22 protein-coding genes are annotated in these 24,351 nt (G+C 60.3%); 11 read left to right on the top strand and 11 right to left on the bottom strand.

Annotated features, from left to right (window positions below):
* Positions 1-7 precede the first annotated feature (7 nt).
* A complete protein-coding gene (locus BJ994_RS02985; protein ID WP_167991331.1) occupies positions 8-886 on the bottom strand; it encodes an SMP-30/gluconolactonase/LRE family protein in 879 nt (292 codons plus the stop codon).
* Positions 887-1,107: 221 nt separating this feature from the next.
* Between BJ994_RS02985 and BJ994_RS02980 the strand changes: the two genes are divergently transcribed.
* The 6 genes from BJ994_RS02980 to BJ994_RS02955 all read left to right on the top strand — a co-directional run bounded on the left by BJ994_RS02980 (position 1,108) and on the right by BJ994_RS02955 (position 7,865).
* Positions 1,108-1,824: a FadR/GntR family transcriptional regulator gene (locus BJ994_RS02980; protein ID WP_167991329.1), complete on the top strand. Its 717-nt coding sequence runs from the start codon at positions 1,108-1,110 to the stop codon at positions 1,822-1,824.
* 266 nt (positions 1,825-2,090) lie between these two features.
* A complete protein-coding gene (locus tag BJ994_RS02975) occupies positions 2,091-2,792 on the top strand; it encodes a cysteine hydrolase family protein (RefSeq protein ID WP_167991326.1) in 702 nt (233 codons plus the stop codon).
* A gap of 193 nt (positions 2,793-2,985) precedes the next feature.
* Positions 2,986-4,599, top strand: a complete 1,614-nt coding sequence (locus BJ994_RS02970) for a sugar ABC transporter ATP-binding protein (RefSeq protein WP_167991323.1) — start codon at positions 2,986-2,988, stop codon at positions 4,597-4,599.
* Positions 4,596-5,615, top strand: coding sequence for an ABC transporter permease (locus BJ994_RS02965; RefSeq protein WP_167991320.1), 1,020 nt, complete (start codon positions 4,596-4,598; stop codon positions 5,613-5,615). Before BJ994_RS02970 ends, BJ994_RS02965 begins: the two co-directional genes overlap by 4 nt.
* Before the next feature lies 1 nt (position 5,616).
* Positions 5,617-6,666 carry an ABC transporter permease gene (locus tag BJ994_RS02960; protein ID WP_167991318.1) on the top strand — a complete coding sequence of 350 codons (1,050 nt, stop codon included), beginning with the start codon at positions 5,617-5,619 and terminating at the stop codon, positions 6,664-6,666.
* Positions 6,667-6,707: 41 nt separating this feature from the next.
* Positions 6,708-7,865, top strand: a complete 1,158-nt coding sequence (locus BJ994_RS02955) for a sugar ABC transporter substrate-binding protein (protein WP_167991316.1) — start codon at positions 6,708-6,710, stop codon at positions 7,863-7,865.
* A gap of 208 nt (positions 7,866-8,073) precedes the next feature.
* Here BJ994_RS02955 and BJ994_RS02950 read toward each other — a convergent pair whose 3' ends face one another.
* From BJ994_RS02950 to BJ994_RS02905, 10 genes are all read right to left on the bottom strand, one after another.
* Positions 8,074-9,210: an enolase C-terminal domain-like protein gene (locus tag BJ994_RS02950; RefSeq protein WP_167991313.1), complete on the bottom strand. Its 1,137-nt coding sequence runs from the start codon at positions 9,208-9,210 to the stop codon at positions 8,074-8,076.
* Between the two features lie 86 nt (positions 9,211-9,296).
* Positions 9,297-10,010: a gluconate 2-dehydrogenase subunit 3 family protein gene (locus BJ994_RS02945; protein ID WP_167991311.1), complete on the bottom strand. Its 714-nt coding sequence runs from the start codon at positions 10,008-10,010 to the stop codon at positions 9,297-9,299.
* A 16-nt stretch (positions 10,011-10,026) separates the two neighbouring features.
* Positions 10,027-11,703, bottom strand: a complete 1,677-nt coding sequence (locus BJ994_RS18390) for a GMC oxidoreductase (protein ID WP_167991309.1) — start codon at positions 11,701-11,703, stop codon at positions 10,027-10,029.
* A gap of 162 nt (positions 11,704-11,865) precedes the next feature.
* The gene (locus BJ994_RS02935; RefSeq protein ID WP_167991307.1) at positions 11,866-12,489 is read right to left on the bottom strand and encodes a type 1 glutamine amidotransferase domain-containing protein; all 624 of its coding nucleotides are present in this window, start codon (positions 12,487-12,489) and stop codon (positions 11,866-11,868) included.
* Between the two features lie 196 nt (positions 12,490-12,685).
* Positions 12,686-13,384 (bottom strand): dihydroxyacetone kinase subunit DhaL, encoded by a 699-nt coding sequence (dhaL, locus tag BJ994_RS02930; RefSeq protein WP_167991304.1) that lies wholly within the window; start codon positions 13,382-13,384, stop codon positions 12,686-12,688.
* Positions 13,385-13,389: 5 nt separating this feature from the next.
* The gene (locus tag BJ994_RS02925; protein WP_167991301.1) at positions 13,390-14,391 is read right to left on the bottom strand and encodes a dihydroxyacetone kinase subunit DhaK; all 1,002 of its coding nucleotides are present in this window, start codon (positions 14,389-14,391) and stop codon (positions 13,390-13,392) included.
* Positions 14,392-14,602: 211 nt separating this feature from the next.
* A complete protein-coding gene (locus BJ994_RS17970; RefSeq protein WP_209066554.1) occupies positions 14,603-14,752 on the bottom strand; it encodes a PIN domain-containing protein in 150 nt (49 codons plus the stop codon).
* Positions 14,753-14,977: 225 nt separating this feature from the next.
* The gene (locus BJ994_RS02915) at positions 14,978-15,253 is read right to left on the bottom strand and encodes an AbrB/MazE/SpoVT family DNA-binding domain-containing protein (protein WP_167991299.1); all 276 of its coding nucleotides are present in this window, start codon (positions 15,251-15,253) and stop codon (positions 14,978-14,980) included.
* A gap of 56 nt (positions 15,254-15,309) precedes the next feature.
* Entirely contained in the window at positions 15,310-17,007 is a 1,698-nt protein-coding gene (locus BJ994_RS02910; protein ID WP_167991297.1) for a ribonuclease J, read from the bottom strand.
* A gap of 227 nt (positions 17,008-17,234) precedes the next feature.
* A complete protein-coding gene (locus tag BJ994_RS02905; protein ID WP_167991294.1) occupies positions 17,235-18,587 on the bottom strand; it encodes a family 43 glycosylhydrolase in 1,353 nt (450 codons plus the stop codon).
* Positions 18,588-18,809: 222 nt separating this feature from the next.
* Here BJ994_RS02905 and BJ994_RS02900 point away from each other — a divergent pair, with 222 nt between their 5' ends.
* The 5 genes from BJ994_RS02900 to BJ994_RS02880 are packed head-to-tail and all read left to right on the top strand — an operon-like array spanning position 18,810 to position 24,348.
* Positions 18,810-20,054 (top strand): ROK family protein, encoded by a 1,245-nt coding sequence (locus tag BJ994_RS02900; protein WP_209066552.1) that lies wholly within the window; start codon positions 18,810-18,812, stop codon positions 20,052-20,054.
* A gap of 34 nt (positions 20,055-20,088) precedes the next feature.
* A complete protein-coding gene (locus BJ994_RS02895; protein ID WP_167991291.1) occupies positions 20,089-20,898 on the top strand; it encodes an ABC transporter permease in 810 nt (269 codons plus the stop codon).
* 2 nt (positions 20,899-20,900) lie between these two features.
* Positions 20,901-21,734: an ABC transporter ATP-binding protein gene (locus BJ994_RS02890; protein ID WP_167991289.1), complete on the top strand. Its 834-nt coding sequence runs from the start codon at positions 20,901-20,903 to the stop codon at positions 21,732-21,734.
* A gap of 19 nt (positions 21,735-21,753) precedes the next feature.
* Positions 21,754-22,761, top strand: coding sequence for an aliphatic sulfonate ABC transporter substrate-binding protein (locus BJ994_RS02885; protein ID WP_167991287.1), 1,008 nt, complete (start codon positions 21,754-21,756; stop codon positions 22,759-22,761).
* The gene (locus BJ994_RS02880) at positions 22,762-24,348 is read left to right on the top strand and encodes a sulfatase family protein (RefSeq protein ID WP_167991284.1); all 1,587 of its coding nucleotides are present in this window, start codon (positions 22,762-22,764) and stop codon (positions 24,346-24,348) included.
* Positions 24,349-24,351 lie beyond the last annotated feature (3 nt).

Raw genomic sequence — 24,351 nt, 5'->3', positions numbered from 1 at the left:
GCTTCGCCTATCCCCCGAACTCGTAAGGGGGGCGGCCGGGCACATCGCTCTCCAGAACGAATATAGCTCCCGCGTGCGGCTGCTCCGCCAGTTGTCCTCTCGATAACCCGTGCCGAGCGGATGTAATGAAGAGTTGATCGAAGTTTTTACCACCGAAGGCGACGCTGGTTGGCCGACTGACCGGGAGCCCGACGGTCTGCAGCAGAATACCGTCGGAGCCAAAGCGGTGCAGGCATCCCCCGTCCCACATGGCTACCCACAGGGCATCCTCCGCATCCACGGCCATACCATCCGGCGTAGCCGCCGACCCAGAGACATCTGCGAACATCCTGCGATTGCTGAGCGCACCGCTGGAGGGTTCAAAGTCGAACGCTTCGATCTGCCTGGTTGGTGAATCGGTGTAGTACATTGTGCGCCCGTCGAGGCTCCAGTCCAATCCGTTGGAAATAGAGATTTCGCTGAGCACCGCGGTGGCCTGAAGGTCCGAATCGATTCGATATAGCGCTCCGGCCTTGGGCGAGAGATCAGTTCCCATGGTGCCGGCCCACAACCTTCCGGCCGCATCACAGGCACCATCGTTCATGCGATTCTGCTGTCGGTCACCCTCCACAGGAGCGACGAGCGAAATTGTGGCTGCATCGAAGTCGACGAAACCGATTCCGTCGCGGACCGCGCACACGAGTCCGCCCTGGCTCCGACGCGCAACCATTCCGACAGGCTGGTCCACGATGATGAACCGATCCAAACCTGATAGCGGATCGAAACGATGAACCTCCCCAGCGAAAATATCTACCCATAGCAATTCACTGCTTGAAGTGTCCCACCACGGCCCCTCGGCCAAGTCGGCCTTGGCATCCAACGCGATTTCCACGGACGGATCTGTCATTGCCGAACCAAGTCCTTTCCCTTTATGAGTGTCATGCTCGACCCCGCAGGTTCGCTGAGGCCGGGAAGGCACACATGAACGCGTATCTTACGACTAGCCGCATCACGTGTCGAGGGTCCGACGATTGATCTGGTCTAATGAAGGTGAGTCGTTTAGAGTTCAGGCCAACAGACCAGCGGCCACGCAGAGCCGGACGCTAAGAGCGGGAAGCGGAAGAACTGATGACGGATACAGTGGGCAAGATCGAAAGAGTGGAGCGCTTAAGGGTCTCCGACTCGGTAGCAGCACAGCTGGTACAGCTGATAACCAAGAAATCCTACGCGGTCGGCGAGAAGCTTCCCTCGGAGCGTGTCCTCGCCGAACAATTCGGTGTGAGCCGTAGCTCGATGCGCGAAGCCATCCGCGGGGTCGAAGCAAGCGGACTGGTAAGCAGCAGCCACGGCGTGGGCGTTTTCGTGGTAAGCAATACAGTCCATTCACAGTCCCCTCCCGACCTGCTGGTATTCGAGGACTTCACCGTTCCCGAATTGTTCGAAGTCCGTCGTGTGCTTGAAGGCGAGGCCGCCGCTCTGGCCGCCCAGCGTCTGACTCCGACCACCGGGACGGAACTGAAAAGTATCATCGAGCAGTGTGCGGACCCGGACCTTACTGATGAGGAGTTTGTCACTCTGGACGTCGAGCTCCATCAAAAGATTGCCCAAGCCTCTGGGAACGGGCTGTTGTCTACGCTTTATGCAGGTCTGGAGCCACTCATGCAGGAGTACTCTCGCCGTGTGATCGCCCTTCCGGGCCGCCGGGAGCATGCCCACAAAGGCCACATTAAGATAGTCGACGCGATCGTGGCGCGTCAGATGAAGCAGGCCCGCGCGGCTGCACTGGCTCATATCCGCGACGTCGAACATGACATCGCTAAGCGCATGGCCAAGCCTTCGACCTGAGCCTCTCGCCAGACCGTGAGGCCCCGCCCTCCGGTCAGCGGTTTCACCGGTGCCCGCAGTCTTTGGCTTGGGTGATAAGCGCCGGCCGACCATCTCAAATCCATCGTTGACACATCTCACATCAAGTCGGTAGTGTTCAGACCACCAGATCACCTGATTATGAATCAGGAACCTGCACCTCCCCAAGGGATTCGCTTCCAGTTCGGACGGGGCTTGGACAGCAGGGTAAATGACCAGGTTGCCAGCACTTATATCAAGGAGGATAGATGTCTTCACTCGACTACACCTACGAGAACATCGATAAGGTCATTGACCGGTCACGGTTCGTGGCCCCAAAGATTGATCCAGACAAGACGATGTTGCTTGTTCTCGACATGCAAAAGGCTTGCGCGGAGCCAGGTGGAGCAATGTATATTCCCAGTGTGGGTGGAGCCCCAGAGGGTAAGGATGTTGTAGAACCCGTAAAGAATGTCCTGGAGGCCAGTCGTGCCAAGGGAATTCCCGTGGTGTGGTCCCTGTGGGGACTTCGAGGGGATGGAAAGGACGCTGGCTTCGCTGACACGAAGTGGGGTATCGAAGGCCAGCTCGCTGATTGGCCGGGAAGCTGGGGGAACGGCGGGGATGAGCTCGTTGATGATTTAGTGCCGGCAGAGGATGAAGTTGTATTCCGTAAGCATCGTTTTTCATCTTTCTACAACACCGCCCTCAATGAACTGATGCGCAGGGCAGGACGGGACACTCTTGTGGTTGCCGGGCTTTCGACAGGCAACTGCCAGCTCGCCACGGCTATAGACGGCGCCAACATGGATTACAAAATCATCGTGCTTGCCGACACTACGGCGGCAATTCCCTCCGGATTGGATGATCCTCCAGGCTACGGCCAGCACTGGGAGGCTCTTCGCCAGATACAGGCCAACCACGGCGATGTGCGGACCAGCCACGAGTACCTCGACCTGATCGGCGCATAACCCCCTCCCCCGGTTCCGGGAGAACCGGCCCCGCCTCGCCACGCGAGGCGGGGCACCTACCACGCAATGACGGCACGATTCCGGTGCCAGCTTGTCTTAGCAAAACAGGCAATTTGGGCTATAACTCATCAGACCACCTGCTTATCGGGTGAGATGCCAATGACCACGTGACGTACACAATGAGGTGGCGGTAATGCACAACGGATACGCGGAAACAACCGAACTATCGCAGGCGAAGGAGCCCGTAATTTCGGTGCGCGGCGTAACGAAGATTTATCCAGGGGTTGTCGCCCTTTCCGGCATCGACATAGACCTCCGGCCAGGTGAAATTCATGCCCTACTTGGCGAAAACGGTGCCGGAAAATCCACCCTGATCAACATCCTCTCCGGTACGGTCGCCCCCACCGAGGGCACCATCACGGTCGGGGGAACTGCCGCGAGGATCACCTCGCCGCGCAGGTCACAGGAGTTGGGGATTGCAACCGTCCACCAGGAACAGTCGCTGGCCCCCAATCTCAACGGCATCGAGAACATCTTCCTGGGTCGCGAAATGATCTCTGGAAAGAGCAGGTTCGCGGGCGTGCTGAACGAGAAGGGTATGCGTAAGCGGGTTCTGGACCTGGCTCACGAGTTCGGGTTGTCGGATCGGGATTTGGGCGTTCCCGTCGAGGCCTTGGGCGCGTTGAAGCAGCACGTGGTCCAGATCCTTAAGGCGCTCACCTTCAACACCCAGGTGCTGATTCTCGATGAGCCCACCTCCGGCTTAGCCGACCACGAGCGCGGCACACTGTTCTCCTATATGCGCCAACTCCGCCAGCGCGGCATCTCACTGCTGTGGGTCACGCATCGGCTGGACGAGCTGTTCGGTCTCGCGGACACTGTCACCGTGTTCCGCGACGGAAAGCTGGTCGCCAATGCGGATCCTGCAACGGAATCAGCGGATTCGTTGGTGCGCATGATGGTGGGCCGCAACGTTCTTTCAGCATCCAACGACGACGACGCCGGCAGATCCCAGCGTGGGCGCAGGTTCAGGGGCGCTGAGGAGGAGGTCATTCGACTCGTATCGGTCTCCCGCCAACCGTTGCTCCACGACATCAGCCTTCACGTCAACCGCGGTGAGATCCTGGGGCTGGCCGGCATTGCCGGAGCTGGCCGCACCGAAACCGCCCGGGTGATTCTTGGCGCAGATCGCCTCGACTCGGGAAAGATCCTCATCAAATCGAATGCGGTCTCCATCCGCTCACCCAAGGATGCGCGGGCACACGGGATCGCCTACGTGCCCGAAGAGCGCAAAACCCACGCCATCCTGGACGACTTCTCAATCAAGCGGAACATCACCATTTCCGACCTCCACCGGACAGCGTCCGCCGGGCTGCTCCTGAACGGACGCCGCGAAACGACCACAGCAAAGGAGTATGTCGCAGACCTGGGTATCAAGACCAGTTCCGTCCACGAGAAGATCCGCAATTTGAGCGGCGGCAACCAGCAGAAGGTGGTCATTGCCCGGTGTCTCTTCACCCAGCCGGACCTCATCATCTTCGATGAGCCCACTCAGGGGATTGATGTCGGCGCCAAAGCCGAGGTGTACCGGCTCATCTATGAGTTTGTAGATCAGGGCGGTGCGGCCATTGTCATCAGCTCCGACCTACCTGAATTGATCCGGGTCTCGGACCGCGTCGCAGTCATGCGAGAGGGGTCCATTGTGGGTCATTTGGAGGGAACGGGCCGCGACGAGGCGGCGTCTGAAACCAGTGAACTTGGAGAGCACATTATCTCACTCGCCACCCGAGGAGGAGCGGCAGCATGAACAATCTCAAGCGCCTAATCGCTGCGCTTTCAATCGACGGGGTGGCAGTGCTGATCGCCTTCCTGATCATGTGTGTCTACTTCACCGTGGTGTCACCGTTCTTTCTGACCCCCGACAACATTCACAACACGCTGGTGGAATCACTCTTCATTGTCATGCTGGCTGCGGGAATGACCTACGTGATCATCAGCGGAGGTTTTGACCTATCCGTGGGCTCGAACATCGGCCTCAGCGCCGCCGTTGCGCTCTTTACGTCCATGAACGGCGCGCCCGTAGTTATCGCCGCCCTGGCGGGCATAGGCACCGGACTGGCTTTCGGCGTCGTCAATGGGTATTTCATTGCCCGCGTGGGTCTAAGTGACTTCATTGTCACCCTCGCCACACTGAGTCTTGGCGCAGGGCTGCTGCAGGTGTTCACCGCGAGCACACAGTTAACCGGCACCAGCGACCCTGCGTTCCCGCTGCTGACGGATGCCTCGATTTTCGGCATACCCATGGGCGTGGTAATCACCGCCGCTGCGCTGCTCCTCTTGGAGCTTGTGCTCGTCAAGACTCCGTTTGGCCGATCCATCTACGCGGCGGGCGTGAACTCAAACGCCGCATACCTCGCCGGCGTGGGCGTTCGAAGCATCAAGTTCTATGTATTCGTCATCTCGGGAGTAGTTGGCGGACTCGCTGGAGTACTGCTGGCCTCGCACCTCAATTCCGTGCAGCCGGGGCTTGGATCGGGGTACGAACTACAGGCAATCGCCGCCTGCGTGGTTGGCGGAGTGGCGCTGAGCGGCGGTCGTGGCAGCATCTGGCGCGCCGCCGTCGGAGCCTTCTTCCTTTCCGTCCTCAGCAGGGGACTTCAGCTCATTGGCGTTGATCCGCTCTGGTTCTCCATTGTCACAGGAGCCGCGATTGTTGCGGCCGTAGCGTTCGACCGAGGCGCCCAACGGCTTCTGCAGTCGCGCTTCACTCGACCCGCGAGCACGCCGTCAGGCTCCCCCGTTCCCACCCGCAGCGAGGTATGACATGTCCACTTCAACAGTTTCGTCCATCCCCCGGCGCCTCGAGGGATTCTTTGTGAAGCCCGGATCCGGCGTGGCCGCTCTCCTGGTCATCTTTATTGTCGCGATGGCGGTGACTGCACCGTCGTTCATTAGCCCCGGAAACTTCGACAACATCGCCAACCAGATGGTGTTCGTGCTCCTGTTGACGCTCGGTATGACCATCGTGCTGATAGTCAGGGGTATCGACCTCTCCGTGGGATCGGTCATGGGCCTTTCTGCCGGCGTCTGCGCGTTCCTGATTACTCAGGGGCTGATCTTCCCACTGTCGCTGCTGGCCGGGATAGGCTGCGGAGTCTTCTGCGGGCTCCTGAACGCCCTCATGATCACCAAGCTGGGCCTGCCCGATTTCGTGGCCACCCTGGCCATGATGGGCGTAGCCCGCGGTGTCCTATTCCTCTGGACCGAAGGCACACCCTTCACCCGGTACATGACACCGGAGTACGCGTTGGTGGGCGGCCAGGAGAAACTGTGGGACTTTGTGGGAGTACCCATTGTGGTGGCTGCGGTGTTCTGCATTGTCATCTCCCTGGTGCTCCGCAAATCTGTGCTGGGACGCCACCTCTACGCCACGGGTGGAAGCCCCGAAGCCGCCCGCCTCTCCGGCATACCCGTCAACCGCGTCAAAACCTACGCCTATCTGGTCAGCGGCGGTTTCGCGGGCATTGCCGGCGTCATCCTTGCTGGGCGAGCCACCAACGTTGCACCCACAATGGGCAACGGTTACGAAATCCTCGCCATCACCGCCGCCATTATCGGCGGGGCCGCCCTCACCGGCGGACGAGGGCGCATGATCGGCGCCGTCCTAGGCGCGCTCACAATCACCCTTACCAGCAACGCCATGAACATCATCGGCGTCAGCTCTGTATGGCAGCAGTTTGTCACCGGAATCATCCTTTTGCTAGCTGTGCTGCTTGACCGCCTTACCAGCATCTTCAAACAAAGACAGAATAATGCGGCGCTCGAACGTGCGCCGCGCGAACAACCCGTTTCATCGGTTCAAAGCACCACCTAACACCGTCAATCCGCACCTCGAATTTCAAAGGAGAAAGTCACATGGGAAGCAACCCCCAGGAAGAGAACACCCAATCCGGCTCCACCCGCAGGCAGATGCTGGGCGCCGGCGCGCTGCTCGGTTCAATCGGCCTGCTCAGCGCGTGCACCACCCCTCCAGGTCAATCCGCGAATGGCGGAAACGGCGCGGTGTCCGGAGGTGGACAGGAGGGAACACCTGAATACACCGAAGCCATCCGCGCCCTTGTCAACGGGCGGGAGCTGCAGGTCGGCTTTACACCGCCGGTGCTGTCGGAGTACTACACGCAAATGGAAAACTCCGCCTTTATCCGCATGTCGGAGCTGGAGGACCTGTACGGCGTGAAGTGGAGGTGGGAAAAGTCCTCACCCACCGGCAACTTCAATGCAGTGGAGCAGCAGATCAGCACTGTCCAAAGTTGGGCCACCCGCGGCCTTGACGTTGTCTTCATTTGCACGGGCGCCAATTTTGCCACAATGCAAGGCGTGTATCAGGACGCGCAGGCGGCCGGCACCTCTATTTTCCAGTTCAATCAGCCCGTGGAGCTCTACCCCGAGGAGGAACTCCAAGCCGTTTCAAACATCGGGTACGACAACCGTTGGCAGTCGGGCTACCCTGCCTTCAAATTCATCGCCGACACACTCGGTGGAACCGGACGCGTTATCCAGATCCTCGGGCCGGCCGGCTCCGACTGGCGCCGCTCTCGGCTGATCGGCATTGACAAGGCACTTGCGGAAAACCCTGGCATTGAAGTGGTGGGAACCGCCGACGGCGGCTACTTGCGTGCCCAAGGCCTCTCGGCCGCGCAGGACCTGCTCACCCGCTTCCCCGACATCGACGCGATCTACGGGGAAAATGAGGACATGGCCCTTGGCGCCTCGCAGGCTGTTGACGCCGCAGGATTGAAGCAATGGGACGGCACCGAGGGCATCGTGATTGTAGGTGCCGACGGCCTGCTCTCCGGCATGGACTCAATCCGGAATGGGAAACTGACCGCATCGGTTGACGTCAATTCCGTAGATAACGGACGGCGTATGATCGACGTGGCCTTCCAGTCCATAGTGCTCGGCAACAACGTACCCAAGATTTCCAACATCACCACCCATCTGGTGACCAAGGACAACGTGGACGCGTATGAGGCGTACATCAACGGAGTTATGTCCCCACCCAGGACCTACTAAGAGCGGCATTCCTCTGAGGGAGGGATGGGAGCAATCCTGTCCCTCCCTCTTTCCGTGCCTCTCGCTCGCCACCGCTGAAGAAGTTGCGAGCACACCGGGCCGGCTGTACGTCGAAGTCGTTCTCCAAGCAAATGTCCTTGCTGGCCTACATAAGGAAAGTCCCCTGGCCGTCTGGCCAGAGGACTTCCTTTATGGGGTTGAGGCCAGCTTATTCGAACCGCGCTCCGGTCAACGTGTACTTGTCGAGGGCGCCGTCCTGGAACTCAATGCCCAGCCCCGGAACCTCGCGCGCTTCCACATAACCTCCGGTTGCGGTGAGCGGTTGGTTCAAAAGTCCGTCCCACCCGGGCCCGCCGTACGCATCGAACTCGATCATCGGGGCATTCTCACAACTGAGAATCATGTGCAGGCCAGCAGCGAGCGCTACGCCGGTGCCGGAACTGCAGGCGATATGGGGCACGCACCACAGATTCCAGGAGCTGGCCATGTCGGCAACCCGCTTGCACTCTGAGATTCCGCCTACGCTCGTGCAATCCGGCTGGAGCACATCGAAAACCCGCTTACTCAACAGGTCCAGATACTCAAAGCGCGTGAGCAGTGATTCACCGCCAGCGAGTTTGAGTGAAACGCGGTCCGCCAACCATGAATGGTCGTCCACATACTGGGTCAGGCTGCGCGCCAAGATGGGTTCCTCCAGCCAAAGCACGTCCAGTTGCTCGAGTTCCTTGGCAAGTGTGAGGGCCTCACGGCGGTCGAATGCCATGTTTGCATCCACCATTATGTCGATATCCGGACCAACCGCCTCTCGGACCCTGGCGACCATGTCGACACCGTTGCGGATGCTCGGACCGTTGCGCAGCTTCATGGCGCAGAATCCCAGTTCGACGGCGGCGATGGCCTCATCGACGATCTCATCAGTTGGCTTGAGAGACGGCGCGTAATATGCCTTTACCCTTGATTTGGAGGCACCAAGCAGGCGGTAGACGGGCTGGTTGCTCACCTTACCGAGGAGGTCCCAGAGGGCTATGTCGATACCACTCAGAGCATAGGTTTCGATTCCGCGACGGCCCCACATGTGTGTAGCCTCCAGCATGTCCTGCCAAATTGCGCCAATATCCATGGGATCGCGTCCCACCAGCATTGGCCCAAGCTGCTGATTTATGATGGGGCCCACCGTCGGGAAGTACTCCGCGGAAAATCCCGCCTCGCCGATTCCGTCGGTTCCTTCATCTGTCTTGACCTGTACGAGGATGCCGCCTTTGACTCCGACTTCCATGGCCCCCCAGCGGAGTGGCTCATCAAGCGGCACCCCCACCGGGAAAGCCTTCACCTCTGTGATTTTCACGCTCACTGTCCTTTCACGAAATAGTTGCTTTAGCGGGTTGGGCCGGTTCTTCAAGTGAAGAACCGGCCCAACCCTGGGTGTTTCAGTTACTCCGCACGGGGCATTGAGACCCTCAGATGCGGAATGAGGTCATACCAGTCGTAATCGTCCTGGTGAAAGTACTCTGTGGTGTCGTACGTGCCATCCATGGTGTCTTTGAGGGACTTCGGGCCAGGGAAGCCAATGACCTTCCATCCCATCTGGTCCTTGTTTCCCCCATAGACGGGATCGCTGTAGAAGCCCTGCCTGGTATGGAGGCAAAGCGTCTCAAAGAAGGGCAGGTCCTCGTCGAAGCTGCCCTGCAGGAAGGTGGTAACGGGTTCCTTGGTGCCGTGGGTGACCTTGGCGGGCTTCGGTGCCCCGGACATCCGGATAAACACCTCATCCTGCTGATCGTCAGTGAGATCCACGAAGGACTTCCCACCAACTTCCCGCGCGAGAGCGTCAAGCTCCGTGACTCCCCTGCGGTACAGTGCCTGCATCCTGAACTGCCGTCCACGCCACGCATCAGCCGCCCTGCCCGACATTTTGAGGAAGCCCGATCCGTCCGCCGCGGCAAACACGTAATCGATCCCTGACACGTAGCGGTCAATGAACACCACCACGCGAGCCTCCCTAGCGCCCGGATCGTGATCGGTGGGCATTATCCTTGCGGTGGCCGCTTCAACCGTGTCCCACTCGTGTTGAGTGAAGAACAATCGTTCGGTCGAGTCTGGATCCACCGGTTCGCCAGCAATCTCCCAATCTGATTTAAGAGTCATGTCCCTTTCCCTTTCCTTAGGATGCGACCAGCGGTTTGAGGCGCTCAACGCGGCCCTTGGAGTACGTATTCGCAATGTAATCCGAGCAGCGCCACGCGTTGGCCATCATCGTCAGCGTCGGGTTTACACCGGTTGAGGTCGGGAAGCCGGAGCCGTCCACCACGAAGAGGTTTTCGACGTCGTGCGCCTGTCCCCACTCATTCAGCACACTCTTGGCAGCATCGAAGCCCATACGGGCGGTTCCGTGTTGGTGGCAGGTGTTGCCGGTCATTTTGTCCAGGTAAACCGGGACGGTCTTGCGTGCCCCGGCGGCCTCGAGGATCTCCGCGTTTTTGTCCACCTGCCACTTGCCCATCGCAATGTCGTTGGCATGCGGCTTGTGGGTGATCCGGGCAACGGGCAGTCCCCACGCGTCCTTGACGGTTGGGTCAAGGTCCACGCGGTTGGATTCAACCGGCATATCATGCAGAATCAAGCCGATTTTCATCGCGTAGTTGTAGTAGTTCCGGTCCGCATCCTTCAGGGCTTCGCCCCAAGTTGGCCTTCCCGGGAACACCCAGTTGATCGGATGACATGTCTGGGATGCCGAGATAATGCACCCTCCGAGGTGGCCGCGATTCTCGTCCGTTTCGTAGAACTCGAGGGAGCCGCCGGAGATGTAGTTTCCGGCGAAGCCGTTGAGTGGCTCGTCGATCTCATTATCGAAAAGTCCCACCGCGAACAAGTACTCATGGAAGGTGGCGTTCTTGCCCACCAGGCCTGATGAGTTGGCAAGGCCGTCCGGGTGGTCCGGAGTGCGCGAGAGCAATAGCAACCGTGCCGATTCGATGGCGCCGAGAGCGAGAATGACAACCTTGGCGTCCTGTTCCACCTCATTGCCTTCGGGATCGGTGTACACCACACCGGAAGCCTTCCCGTTTTTGCCCATCTTGACCCGGCTGACGAAGCTCTCGGCGCGGACTTCAAAGTTGCCGGTTGCGACAGCTTCCGGGATGAACGTGGTCAGGATGTTGGAACGGGCCCCAGAGGGATCGCCATACTGGTTCCAGAAACTGGTCTTGTTGAATGGATCACGGCCGTTGTGGTTGTTGGTGACCATGGCGTGCGGGATCGGGAACGCATTGATGCCCATCTTGTTGCAGGCGTCGTAAAACCGCTTGCCATAGCGGGTTGGCCGCAGCGGCGGACTTGGGTATCCTTTGGAACGGTACGGTTCATACTTGTCGGCGCCCGCGATGCCCGAAACTCCGAAGGCCCACTCCACCTTGGTTAGGTACGGCTCGAGGTGCTCGTAGCGGAACGGCCAGTCGGCAAGGGACATGCCATCGACGTCGCCATGGAGGGAACGCAGCATGAAGTCCGACTCGCGAGGCCTGGGTACCCAGCCTGCCCAGTGGTTGGTTCCTCCACCTACCATTTGGGGGAGGGGAGAAAAGGCAAAGCGCTGGGCTTCCTCATCCTCCGAATATCGGAGGGTACGGGGAAACAGGGCCGGATCCGGCCACATGTAATTGCGGTTGACGAACTTCAGCTCGTCACCCGAAAAGTGCTCATGAGCGCGGAGCCATGGTCCCCGGTCGAATCCCACGACCTTCAGGCCGGCCTCGCTCAAGACCTTCGCCGCCGTGCCTCCATTAGCACCCAGTCCCACGATCACCGCGTCGACTGCATCAGGCTTCTTCTTTGTAGCCACTGAATTCTCCTTTTTGGAATGCGACGCCGGCGTGCCGATAACGCCGACGCTGTGGTTTTGATAGATTCCGTCATCATTCGATGGGATTGCCTATCTTGGACCAGTGCCGGACCGCTCTCCGTCCGATCCGGCACTGGTCAAAGGTTCAACCGCTATGGGCGGTTAGGAAGATACCTTGGCGCCAACCTCGTACTCCGCACCAGCCGGATCCCCGCTGAGATCCGTTGCGTTGCTGCGGGTCTGGCCGCCGGAGGATTCTGCGTTGCTCTTGGAGAGGTACGCGATGATGGCCCGGGTGAAGTTGGGAAGATCCACCGGAGTTCGAGAAGTGATTACGTTGCCGTCCTCGACCACTGATTCATCAACCCAGGTGCCGCCGGCATTCTGGACGTCATCCTTAATGGGCAGGTAACCGGTGGCCCTCTTGCCGTTCAGAACTCCGGCGGAGACGAGTACCCATCCACCGTGGCAGATAGCGCTGACCAGCTTGCCGGACTGGTTGATATCGCGAACCAGGCTGATCATCTCCGGGTGGAGACGCATGTTGTCCGGCGCAAACCCTCCGGGAACCACCACTGCGTCAAAGTCGCTGGCGCTGACATCGGCTGCTGCCGCATCAACCTCCATGGGGTAGCCCTCTTTGCTGGTGTAACTATTCTTTGTCCCACTGCCAATTACTTTGACCTCCGCGCCGGCCTCCTGGAGGCGGAGCAACGGATACCACCCTTCAAGGATTTGGTATTCATCTTCAATCAACAGTGCAATGCGTGATCCGTTCAAGCTCATTGGTCCGTACCTTTCTCTAGCTTTTGTTGTGTCAAGAATGTGCTGAGTGCGTCCGGCCTCTGCGTCCGCACGTCGTGGGACAATCACCGGGTTATCAGGTGGTCTGAACTCTTCCGCATTTTCAGTGTGCTGTCAAGGCATCCACAGGGCATCCTCACGGCCGAACCCACTCCTACGCACCCATGTCGGAGCTCACCTAAGACATCCTCAGGACTTGCTCACTCCGCGAGGATCGGTCGCGGTCAGCACCCAGGGTGGCCGCAGCAGCACATACCAGCATCGCGGCGGACGCCGCACCAGGATCAATCACGCCTCGTGACTTCAGGCGGGCATAGCTGGATTTTCCGCGACGTGCCACCATATCCGCAGTCGCATCGCGGCCCCCCTCAGCTGCAGTCGCTGCCGCACGGAATGCCGCATTCCACGACTGACGATCTCCAGTCAGCTCACTACGCAATGCTTCAACTGCAGGCGACAGGGCATCGAACATGGTCTTGTCCCCCCGTTTGACCTTCCCCCTATCCACAATGCCTTGGGCAGCAGCCTCGAAGGCTTCGACCATTAGACGCTGATTAACCGCGGGCGCATCCCCTACAACGCGCGCGAGCCGAAGGAAGATTGTTCCATAGAGTGCACCACTGGAACCGCCCACCGATTCGACAACATGCAGACCCACTTCTTTGAGGAAGGTTCCAGGCAACTGGCCGGGGTCCCAGTTGCCCAGCGCTTCCAGGAGCGAGGTCATGCCACGCTCCATGTTGGACCCGTGGTCGGCATCGCCGCTTGCCGCGTCGAGGTCGCTCAGGGACTCGTGCTCGCTGATGATTCGACGGGCGAATTCCCGAATCCAGCGGTCGAGGTCTGCCCGCGTGATTTCTCCGTATTCCACAGTCATGTCCATCATCTCCCCCATCGCAGCGCAACAGTTTCTACAGGTGCATCCCAAAGACGCTTCAGTTCGTCATCAAGCTGAAGGAAGGTCACCGCTGCCCCAGCCTGGTCAAGAGAAGTGACAAAGCTGCCCACCAATTGGCGCTCAACGGAGAAACCGCGGGAAATCGCGGCCTCCGCGAGCTCCCCGGCAAGCAGATACAGCTCCTGGTGTGGCGTTCCACCCATGCCATTCACCAACATGAGCAGCTCCGCACCCTGCGGCGGTGCGAGATCCGAAAGGACCTCGTTGGCCATGATGTCGGCTGTCTCTTGGGCCGTCCCGAGAGGTACCCGCTCGCGTCCGGGTTCGCCGCTGATTCCAATCCCGAGGTCCATCTCAGCATCCCCCAGTTCGTAGACCGGCTTCCCCCTTGCCGGAGAGGTGCAGGACGACAACCCAACACTGAACGTTCCGGATCGGGCGATAACGCGCTCCGCCAGCGCCTTAACGGAAGCCAGGTCGTACCCCTGTTCGGCGGCTGCACCGGCGATCTTCTCGACGAATACGGTGGCGCCGAGCCCTCTCCTACCGGCGGTTTCGCCATCGTCAGGAATGGAGACGTCATCATTGACGATCACCTGCGCCACATCAATGTCTTCGAAGTAAAGGATCTCTTCGGCCATTCCGAAGTTCATCACCTCACCCGTGAAGTTCTTGATGACGTGCAGCACCCCTTTGCCCTGATTTGCCCTTCGCGTCGCGGCGACAATCTGGTTTGGACCGGGTGAGGTGAATATTTGACCGGGGGCAGCGGCGTCGAGCATTCCGTAGCCTACAAAACCGGTATGGGTTGGTTCACAGCCCGACCCTCCGCCTCCCACGAGGCCCACCTTCGCTTTTGAGGGGCCGTCCCGACGCTGAAGCACCCGGTTTTCGGAATCCCACTCAACGATGGAACGGTGCGCTCCAGCAAGTCCGCGCAAATAGTCGTCCACCACTGTGGCGGGCTGGTTCATAAACTTCTTCATGCATCCTCCAGACATCGTCGTCAGAATCTCCGAAGGTCGATACACTGACATCACATACTGAGGTAGGCTTATCAGGTGGTCTGACCTGTATGGATGACCACTCTACATGTTTTACGAAGAGGATGACACCGCCATTGGTGCCTGTCCGAGGACGCGGGCTCCATCGACGCGGACGCACCGGATGGCGGCGGAGGCGAGTAGGTTCAGCTGATCAGCCTCTTCCCTGCACGGCGCGGGCGTCGAAGGTGGCGGTGTACTCGCAACCCCGCTCTTTCGCACCGAGGGATATCAGCGCGTCGGCGAAATCGTAGCCCTCGGCAGCTTGGCGGGCCGCCTGTCGGACGAGATCGGACTGTTCCACCACGATTTCTTCGGACGACGCAAGGGCTACCGGGGGCACTCGCAATTTCGGAATGGCCGACTTTGTACGCACGTCGGAGTACCCAGAAAGTTTCCACGAGAACAATCAGGCTGAGGTATCCGGGAATCTCCGCCGAGAACGTCTCGAACAATTCAGCTGCCGCAGTGGACTGCGGGGGATCATCCTCAACGAGATAGCGAACCAATACGTTGGTATCGACACCGATCATGTGGAGGCGTCGGATAACGGCTTCTCCGGCATGCCACTTCCAGCCTCCGCCGCTATCGCTTCCTCCAGCTCTTTTAGGGAAATCGGCTTCCGCCGAGATTCGCGGAAGACGCCTTGACGAGACTTCAACGACGAACGAACTGGCTTCATCACGGCAGCGCCTGTACCTGCCAGCTCGAACTCGACCTTTGACCCGGTCTCGAGCGCGAGCTGCTGCCGAATTTCCAGAGGAATGGTGACTCTTCCCTGACTCGTGACCTTAGCGATTGCCATGCCCCATACTACTTCTTGCGGCCAGCCTCACTGAGGGATCAAATCCCTCAGAATCCTTACGCGTCCACGATAATGACGGTGACAACGGGCTTGCGCCGCAGTGACCTGTCCGACCAACGGATCAGGTCATCAGCGATAGCCTTCTCCGCGTCCGGCCCGGTCTTTTCACGCTTGAGTCCGGCGAGTGTCTTCTCCACGATGCCGGTGGCCTTCTCAAGTTCGGCGGTCGTCGGAGCAAAGCCCACGGGGAAGAACTCGGGATTCTCCTCGAGTTTGCCGGTGTCCGGGTCCACGATGGCGAGAACGGTCATGGCGCCGTCTTCGGCGAGGCGGATGCGGTCCTGCAGCGACTCCTCGGTCGCAGCGCCGGCCACCATGTTCTCGACGTACACGTAATCCGCGGTGACCTTTCCCGAGACGCGGGCAACGCCGTCCTTCAGATCGATCGTGGTGCCGTCCTCGACCACGAGGGCCCTCTTCGGGTCCACGCCGGTCCTGACCGCGAGTTCGGCGTTCGCCTTGAGGTGGCGGTGTTCGCCGTGAACGGGCATGACGTTGCGGGGGCGGACGAGGTTGTAGCAGTAGACCAGTTCGCCGGCGCTGGCGTGGCCGGAGACGTGGACCTTCGCGTTGCCCTTGTGCACCACGTTTGCGCCGAGCTTGGTGAGGTCGTTAATGAGCCGGTAGATGGAGGTCTCATTGCCGGGAATGAGGGAGCTGGCCAGCAGCACGGTGTCGCCCTGGGTGAGGTCAATCATGTGATCCTGGCTGGCCATGCGCGCCAGCGCTGCCATCGGCTCGCCCTGTGAGCCGGTGCAGATGATGACGGCCTTCTTCGGATCCATCTTGTCGAGTTCCTTGAAGTCCACCAGCAGTCCGCGGGGCACCTTCAGGTAGCCGAGTTCGCGGGCGGTCTTCATGTTCCGCACCATGGAGCGGCCCACGAAGGCCACCTTCCGGTGGTACAGGTGGGCGGCGTCGATGACCTGCTGGATGCGGTGGATGTGGCTGGCGAAGCTCGAGACGATGATGCGGCGCGGGGCGGTGCGGAACACCTCGTCGATGGCCGGCGCGAGGTCCTGCTCGGAGATCTGGAAGCCGGGGACGTCGGCGTTGGTGGAGTCGGGCAGGAACAGGTCCACGCCTTCCTCGCCGAGCCGGGCGAATCCGGCAAGGTCCGTGATGCGGCCGTCGAGGGGGAACTGGTCCATCTTGAAGTCACCGGTGGCAAGGACAAGCCCGGCCGGAGTGCGGATGGCGACGGCGAGCCCGTCGGGGATGGAGTGGTTGACGGCGAGGAACTCGAGGTCGAACGGCCCGAACTTCTTCCGGTCGCCTTCCTTGACCTGTACGGTCTTGGCGGTGATGCGGTGTTCCTGCAGTTTGGTCTTGATGAAGGCGAGGGTGAGCTTCGCGGAGATCACGGGGATGTCAGCGCGTTCGCGGAGTAGGTATGGAACGGCGCCGATGTGGTCTTCGTGGCCGTGGGTCAATACCAGCCCGACGACGTCGTCCAGCCTGTCCCGTAGGTAGGAGAAGTCGGGGAGGATGAGGTCCACGCCCGGGTGGTGCTCTTCGGGGAAGAGAACGCCGCAGTCGACGATGAGTAGCTTGCCCGCGTACTCGAACACGGTCATGTTGCGGCCGATTTCCTCGAGCCCGCCAAGCGCAACAATGCGCATGGCACCTTTGTCCAGCCGCGGAGGGGTGTGCCCTGCTCGTGCTGAGGAGTGGTGACGTGTTGTCCTGGTCATGGGATCCGATCTCTATCTCGGGCGGCAAGCCCGGAGCCCAAATACCGGCGGTAGGGTGCTTCGAAGCGGGGACGCCCTGCTGGGCCGCTAACCCGCGCTACATACAGCAATGGCGGGACGGCATACTTGCCATTGACTTTATCAGCAGGACGTCGAAGCCGACGATGTACAGCCAGGACGGAAGGACTCCATCACCTTCCGCCCTGGCGACACCGACGTTACCGGTGTTACCCGGTGATCGAACGCCCCTTATTGCGCCGTTCGACGTAGAGGCGGTTACCTTCAGGACCGGTCCATTCAAGGCGCACCACGCCCGCTACAGCGGCGTCGCCTATACGGGATGGGTCCGACCAGTATCCGGCATTCGGATTGCGGAAGAACGTCGCATAGGCCTTGCCACTGCGATCCACGAAGAAGTTATTGTGGCCTGCTCCCACACCGGCCGTCCACCGCTCCGAATAGGGTCCCTCGAAGTGATCTGAAACGGCGACGATGGCATCATACTGGTACTGAACGCGGCCGGTGCCCGGTGGGTCGTACGCATGGCGCGTACCGCCGTCGGAAGTGGTCGAGGCCCTGTCCCATACCGCATGGATGAGGTAGTACTTCTCCTCGAATTTGAAGATGTACGCGCCCTCCAGATATGGCTCTGGAGAATAGGGCACCTGCTCGAACCTGGCCAGGTTCGTCGCTGGCACGATGTCTTCCATGTCATCGCGGAACTTCGCGTAGAGGTCGTTGTGCAGCACCAGCCAAGCGTCGTCACCTTCCGTGTACAAGCTTCCATCAATATGGTGGTATGCACCGCGCTCGATAAATGCAGGACCACCGATGAACGGATCGCCAAACGGCTTCTCGATGTTGCCCTCGATCAGGCGGTATGGTCCCTCAAGACCTCCCTCGCTGACTAGCATGAAGGAGCCGACCTTGCGCGAGTGGTCACCCATGCATGAAAGGATGTACCACTTGCCGCCGAAGTAATGAACCTCCGGCGCCCAAGCCTGGCCCCGCTTGCCGAACCGTGAATCGGTCCAGTACTCCTGCCACTGTGCCACCACCGTTCTGCCAGGCCGGTTCTCGTCCACGAACTCGGGCGACCACACTTTGCCCTTCTCAGCGTCGGGTCGGATGCCTGTGGTGTCGACCAGTCTCCACGGACCGTGGAGCGACGGAGCCAGCCACACGAAGATCCCATCATTCCAGGGCCCTGCCGCGTTCAGCCCCGGTACGCGGGTAGTACCGGTAGCCACGTAGATGGGACGCCCGTTTACGACGAACATATTTACGTAGGTATCCCGCATCCACACGCGCCCCAGTTCCTCATCACGGGGACGAAGCTCCAGCGGAAGGATGAACGAATTATCCTCTCGGGGCCAGAGGTCCGGTCGGATATCCGCCGTGCCGTATGGTTCCGGGTCGGGCCAGTTCGAAGGGTACCGCCGGGACGTCTTTGTTCCCGACTTCAGTTCGGCTGCAGAAGCGGGTTGCCCCCATGCCACTATGCCCGCACCCGCGACACCCGCCGCACCCATCAGAAGCGAACGTCGGTCTACCTGAAATCTCTCACTACCGGTTGCCATCGGTCTATCCTCCCTTGTCCACGAGACTCCTTCGCCTCGCACGGAAACAGAACGCTAGCCGCGTCTTTTTTGACACTCAATGACCGACTAAAAGGTTCTCAAACTGGGACCGGAAATACTGCTCCACATCGAGCGAGGCCATTCTGAACCGACCTGAACAATATTGAAATTAATTCTGTCGGAACATTGACGGAAAAATTCGGGGCTACTTATGGTTGCGGAGTGTCAAAGCCCACTGGAGTGCAAACACTCATCCGACCGGCCCATGAAGACCGTCTCCTCGCCGTCCTTCGGGAACGCGGGGCCATGAGCAGGGCCGACCTTGCCCAGGCCCTTGGCCTGTCAAGGACCACCCTTTCTGAGATCACATCGAGTCTCCTCGCCCGTGGCGCCCTGAGCATCGTCGATACTGATGCCTCGGTTCGTGCAGGCAGCGGACGGCCGGCCGAGCGATTGGCACTGGACCCAGCGTCGAGCCAGTACCTCGGCGTGGACTTCGGACACCGCAGAGTGCAGATCGTGATCGCCGACGCCGCCCACGAGATCATCGCCTCGGGCTCGCACCATTATTCCGACATCGATGGCTGGGACACCCGGCTGGCCTGCGCATTCGAACTGATTGAACGCGAAGCCGCCGGCTCGGGGATTCACTTCGGGGCGCTGCAGGGAATTGCGATCGGCGTCCCTGGCCCTTACACAACTGTTCCGCTGGTCAGCCTCCGGGAAGGCTGGGGTAACCACGAACCCTCCCGCGGCATCGACAAGGCCTTCAAAGAACGTTTCGGTGCACCTGCGATCGTGGACAACAACACACGATTTGCGGCGCTCGCCGAAGCCCTCGGCACCGCTTCGGAAGCTGTACAGGACCTCATCTACGTTCGTCTTTCCGACGGTGTCGGCGGTGGGCTGGTCATTGGGGGCCGACTCATCGGTGGGTCCGCCGGCCTGGCGGGCGAGCTTGGCCATGTCACCGCGGTGCCAGAGGGTGACCGTTGCCGGTGCGGCAAACTCGGCTGCCTCGAAACGGTGGCATCAGTGACCGCGATCCTCGCCATCTGCCGAGCGCGCGGCGCAAGGCTGGACAGCCTCGAAGACCTCCGGGCCGCTGTTGACCGTGGCCATCCAACGGTGGATGCCGTCCTGCATGAGGCGGGGGCCGCCGTCGGGCGCGTGCTCGGCTCAGCCGCAATGACGCTCAACCCCTCAATTGTGGTGATAGGAGGAGAAATCACGCAGGCCGCGCCAGTGCTGGTGGAATACGCCCGCCGCTCACTCAGATATGAGCTTTCATCGGTTGCCGAAGCCATGCCTGTGCTGCGCGCGGCCGAGCTCACGGACATGGCAGGAGCCCTCGGCGGAGTCGCCACCCTACTCAACCGTTCCTCGCTGCTCGCTGACTACGGCACGGCGGTACACGCCAAGGCATCCATCCGCACAACAATCCAAACAATTAGGAGCATTTCGTGATCCTCATTCCATCAAGCGTGACGGGGTGTGCCACATGACTGTAGTCAATGACGTGACTACCCCGTCCTCGCAACGAGCCGGTACCCGGCCGGCCAGGCGCCGCCGTCTCAACCCGCTGATCCTCAACGCCGTTTCCATCGTGGCGGGAATCGGAATCTGGTGGATCCTTGCGCTGAATGGGTTCCAGTTCCCCACTCCTCCGGAAGTTGTTGCGAAAGCGGTTCAGCTCACCCAACAGGGCGTACTCCAGGAGGACATCCTCGCAAGTCTCGGTCGAGTGCTGGCGGGCTTCCTGATTGGATCCGCTGCAGCAGTTCCAGTGGGGTTCCTGATGGGTTGGTACTCGGTTGCCCGGGGACTGTTTGAACCGTGGATCCAGTTCTTCCGCACCATCCCTCCGCTTGCGCTGCTCCCGCTGGTATTGGTGCTCATGGGAATCGGTGAACTGCCCAAGGTCTTCGTGATCTTCCTGGCAGCGTTTCTGGCTTGCGTCATCTCCACCTATCAGGGCGTGGTCAGCGTTGACCGCACCCTGATCAACGCGGCAAGAGTACTGGGTGCGAAGGACGGTGCGATCTTCGTGCGGGTGGTTGTACCGGCGTCGACCCCGTTCATCCTCGTGGGCATGCGGGTGGGGCTGGGTTCGGCCTGGGCGACCCTGGTGGCAGCAGAGCTCCTCGCAGCACAGCAGGGACTGGGATACCGGATGCAAAACGCACAGCTTTTCTACGATCTAGCGACCATCTTCGTCGGGATCGTGACCATCGGCGTGCTCGGTCTGATTATGGACCGGCTGCTACTGCTCGCCGAATCCAAACTCACCGGATGGCAGGAACGACGATGACGATGACAATTCCCCAGAACGGCGATTCCGGCATCGTCGACGCCAAGATCTCTGTACGGAGCGTCACGAAGACGTTCTCGCTCAAGTCCGAGGAATTTGTAGCGTTGGACAGGGTTTCCCTCGACATCGCGGACAACGAGTTCATCACCGTGGTGGGGCCGTCGGGTTGCGGCAAAAGCACCCTGATGAACATTCTTGCCGGCCTTGAGACCTGTACGTCAGGAGAAGCGATCGTCGACGGGCGGGCGGTTTCGGGTCCAGGACCGGATCGCGGGGTGATCTTCCAGCAGTACGCGTTGTTTCCGTGGCTGACGGTCCGGCAGAACGTTGAGTTTGGCCTAAAAACTGCCCGTGTTCCGGCGGCGGAGCGGCGCAAGCGTGCACAGCACTTCATCCAGATGGTGGGCCTGGAACAATTCGCCGATGCCCTCCCGAAGATGCTCTCCGGAGGCATGAAGCAGCGCTGCGCGATTGCGCGTGCCTACGCCGTCGATCCCTCGATCCTTCTGATGGATGAGCCCTTCGGCGCCCTTGACGCACTGACCCGGGTGAAGCTGCAGGAGCAACTCCTGGACACCTGGAGCCAGGAGAAGCGCACCGTCATGTTCATCACTCACGACGTCGATGAGGCAGTCTTCCTGGCCAACCGCGTGATTGTGATGGCCGCCCGGCCAGGGCGGATCTTCGACATCATCGACGTCGATCTGCCTTACCCCCGCACTGAGGATGTGCGGCTCAGCCCCAAGTTCGGCGAGCTTCGCAACCGGGTTTGGCATTCCGTTTACCACCAAAACTCCGGCACCGCCGCCGGCACCCAGTCGTCGACGACGGCCTAACCAGAAGGAAGCGCAACACATGAAACTCGCACGCAAACTGATTGGGGCCGTAGCCATCGGCGTCACCGCCACACTTGCTCTTGCCGGCTGCGGAGGTAGCACACCTGAAAGTGCTTCGAATGGGGAGGAAACCATCGATGTCACTTTCGGTTACATCGGGGACTTCAACGGCACAAGCCTTCTGGCCGTTGCTGAGCAGGAAGGCATCTGGGAGAAGCACGGCCTGAATGTCACCGAGAGCGTCTTCACTAATGGTCCATTGCAGATCCAGGCACTCGGGACGGGTGATCTGGACTTCGGCTACATCGGTCCGGGAGCCATGTGGCTTCCCGCGTCAGGGCAAGCCAAAGTGGTCGCGATCAACACTCTGGGGCAGGCTGACCGAGTCGTTGCCCAGCCCGGAATCGAATCGATCGAGGAACTGCGCGGCAAGACCGTGGCGGTGCCGGAAGGAACTTCCGGCGACATGATTCTTACCCTCGCTCTGGAGAGTGCCGGAATGACCAAGGAAGATGTCGAGCTGGTACCGATGGAACCGGCCACGATCGTCTCCGCACTTGCCTCCGGGCAGGTTGACGGTGCCGGTTTCTGGTACCCGGCCCTCGCAACCGTGAAGGAGCAGGTCCCCGGCCTGGTCGAGCTTGCCCAGAATACCGACTTCGAGGATCAGGTCTCCTTCCCCACGGCTTTCGTAGCAGGCAATGACGTTGTGGCGAATGAACCCGAGAAGGTGGACCGCGTACTTGCAGCTCTGCGTGAAGCGATGCAGTACCGCTCAGACAATATGGAGGACACCATCGCAGCAACAGCGGCGATGTTGGGCCTCGAACCCGCACAGGTTGAAGCCGACGCCAATAACGTCCAGGTCCTTTCGGTCGAAGAGCTCGACTCACTTACTGAAGATGGAACGATCAACACCTGGCTGTCGGGAATGAATGACTATTTCATCAGTGCTGAGAAGCTCCCAGAACCGGTTGACCCCTCCGAGTACTACACGGGCGACCTCTTCACAGGGGCGGGACAGTAAATGACGAACCCGAGAAACATCCTGTTCCTCATGACCGACCAGCACCGTGTGGACACGCTTGGTGCCTACGGCAACCCCGCCGGAACCACGCCGGTCCTGGATGAGCTGGCGCGCACGGGAACGCGGTTCGACCGATGGTATACGCCCACCGCCATCTGCACGCCGGCCCGTGCCAGCCTCCTTACCGGCCAGGCTCCCTTCCGCCACAAGCTGCTCGCCAACCATGAGCGCAATGTCGGCTATATCGAGGATCTGGCGGACGATCAGTTCACCTTTGTCGATGCCCTGCGGGACAAGGGGTACAACACCGGGTTGATCGGCAAGTGGCATGTGGGAACGGAGAAGAAGGCGGCCGACTTTGGCTTCGATGGACCTGACCTGCCCGGATGGCATAATCCGGTCGAGAACGAGGACTACTTGAAGTACCTGGCGGAAAATGACCTGCCGCCGTACTTCATCGACGACAGGATCCGCGGGTCCCTGCCGAACGGGGGTCCCGGCAACCTGCTCGCCGCACGGCTCCACCAACCGCTGGAAGCAACGTTCGAGTACTACCTCGCCACCCGCACCATCGAGATGCTGGAGCGATACGCGGACGATCTCCGGACGGGTGAGAAACCGTTCTTCCTCGCACTCCACTTCTTCGGCCCGCACCTGCCCTACATTGTTCCGGATGAGTACTTCGACATGTTCGATCCCGCAGACATCGAACTGCCCAAGTCCATCTCGGAAACCTTCCAGGGCAAACCGCCGGTGCAGAAGAACTACAGCGCCCACTGGACGTTTGACACCATGTCGCTGGAAACCACGCGAAAGTTGATCGCCGTCTACTGGGGCTACGTTGCGCTCATCGACGGCCAAATCGGACGGGTCATGGACGCGCTCAAGCGGCTCGACCTGGTTGATGAGACGTCCGTCTTCTTCAGCTGTGACCACGGCGAATTCACCGGGTCACACCGCCTGCATGACAAGGGCCCCGCGATGTATGAGGACATCTACCGGACTCCGGGCCTGCTGCGGGTACCCGGCGCACCGGAAGGTGTGGTCCGCACCGAGTTTGTCAGCCTACTGGACTGCACGGCGACCTTCCTGGACCTTGCGGGCATTGACCGCAACCAGGCGGTTGACTCGCGCAGCCTGCTGCCGCTGGTGCACGGGGAGTCTCCTGATTGGGCGGAGGACATTGTGTGCGAGTTCCACGGGCACCACTTCCCCTACCCGCAGCGGATGCTCCGTACTGACAGGTACAAGCTGGTGGTCAACCCGGACTCCGTCAACGAGCTCTACGACCTGCAGGTGGACCCGGATGAGTTGCTCAACATCTACGAGCACCCGGAGATGCGAGAGCTTCGGACCCGGATGATGACGCGGCTCTACCGGTTGCTCCGCGAGCGCGGCGACAAGTTCTACCACTGGATGACGTCGATGTATGACGTCGGCGAGGTGGGCTATGACCCGACTCTCAGTGGCCTCGACGAGGCTTCGTACCAGAACGGAAGCGAGGAACCGGTTACGGATCCCGTGCCTTCTTCCGTTGGCGGGATGCAGAAGGGGTTCTCCACCCCCGGAATGAGGCATTCAGCCTAGGCT

Source organism: Arthrobacter pigmenti (assembly GCF_011927905.1).
Taxonomy (GTDB): domain Bacteria; phylum Actinomycetota; class Actinomycetes; order Actinomycetales; family Micrococcaceae; genus Arthrobacter_D; species Arthrobacter_D pigmenti.
The sequence above is the reverse complement of the archived record's forward strand: the minus strand, read 5'-3'. Positions and strand labels throughout refer to the sequence as shown.

Excerpts from the sequence above, each read along its gene's own strand:
- BJ994_RS02935 (WP_167991307.1), bottom strand. The coding sequence starts at position 12,489 with ATGAGCTTGAACGGATCACGCATTGCACTGTTGATTGAAGATGAATAC.
- BJ994_RS02880 (WP_167991284.1), top strand. The coding sequence starts at position 22,762 with ATGACGAACCCGAGAAACATCCTGTTCCTCATGACCGACCAGCACCGT.
- BJ994_RS02925 (WP_167991301.1), bottom strand. The coding sequence starts at position 14,391 with ATGAAGAAGTTTATGAACCAGCCCGCCACAGTGGTGGACGACTATTTG.
- BJ994_RS02960 (WP_167991318.1), top strand. The coding sequence starts at position 5,617 with ATGTCCACTTCAACAGTTTCGTCCATCCCCCGGCGCCTCGAGGGATTC.
- BJ994_RS02885 (WP_167991287.1), top strand. The coding sequence starts at position 21,754 with ATGAAACTCGCACGCAAACTGATTGGGGCCGTAGCCATCGGCGTCACC.
- BJ994_RS02915 (WP_167991299.1), bottom strand. The coding sequence starts at position 15,253 with ATGGCAATCGCTAAGGTCACGAGTCAGGGAAGAGTCACCATTCCTCTG.
- BJ994_RS02985 (WP_167991331.1), bottom strand. The coding sequence starts at position 886 with ATGACAGATCCGTCCGTGGAAATCGCGTTGGATGCCAAGGCCGACTTG.
- BJ994_RS02980 (WP_167991329.1), top strand. The coding sequence starts at position 1,108 with ATGACGGATACAGTGGGCAAGATCGAAAGAGTGGAGCGCTTAAGGGTC.
- BJ994_RS02890 (WP_167991289.1), top strand. The coding sequence starts at position 20,901 with ATGACAATTCCCCAGAACGGCGATTCCGGCATCGTCGACGCCAAGATC.
- BJ994_RS02910 (WP_167991297.1), bottom strand. The coding sequence starts at position 17,007 with ATGACCAGGACAACACGTCACCACTCCTCAGCACGAGCAGGGCACACC.
- BJ994_RS02975 (WP_167991326.1), top strand. The coding sequence starts at position 2,091 with ATGTCTTCACTCGACTACACCTACGAGAACATCGATAAGGTCATTGAC.
- BJ994_RS02955 (WP_167991316.1), top strand. The coding sequence starts at position 6,708 with ATGGGAAGCAACCCCCAGGAAGAGAACACCCAATCCGGCTCCACCCGC.
- BJ994_RS02945 (WP_167991311.1), bottom strand. The coding sequence starts at position 10,010 with ATGACTCTTAAATCAGATTGGGAGATTGCTGGCGAACCGGTGGATCCA.
- BJ994_RS02970 (WP_167991323.1), top strand. The coding sequence starts at position 2,986 with ATGCACAACGGATACGCGGAAACAACCGAACTATCGCAGGCGAAGGAG.
- dhaL (WP_167991304.1), bottom strand. The coding sequence starts at position 13,384 with ATGACTGTGGAATACGGAGAAATCACGCGGGCAGACCTCGACCGCTGG.
- BJ994_RS02965 (WP_167991320.1), top strand. The coding sequence starts at position 4,596 with ATGAACAATCTCAAGCGCCTAATCGCTGCGCTTTCAATCGACGGGGTG.
- BJ994_RS02895 (WP_167991291.1), top strand. The coding sequence starts at position 20,089 with ATGACTGTAGTCAATGACGTGACTACCCCGTCCTCGCAACGAGCCGGT.
- BJ994_RS02905 (WP_167991294.1), bottom strand. The coding sequence starts at position 18,587 with ATGGCAACCGGTAGTGAGAGATTTCAGGTAGACCGACGTTCGCTTCTG.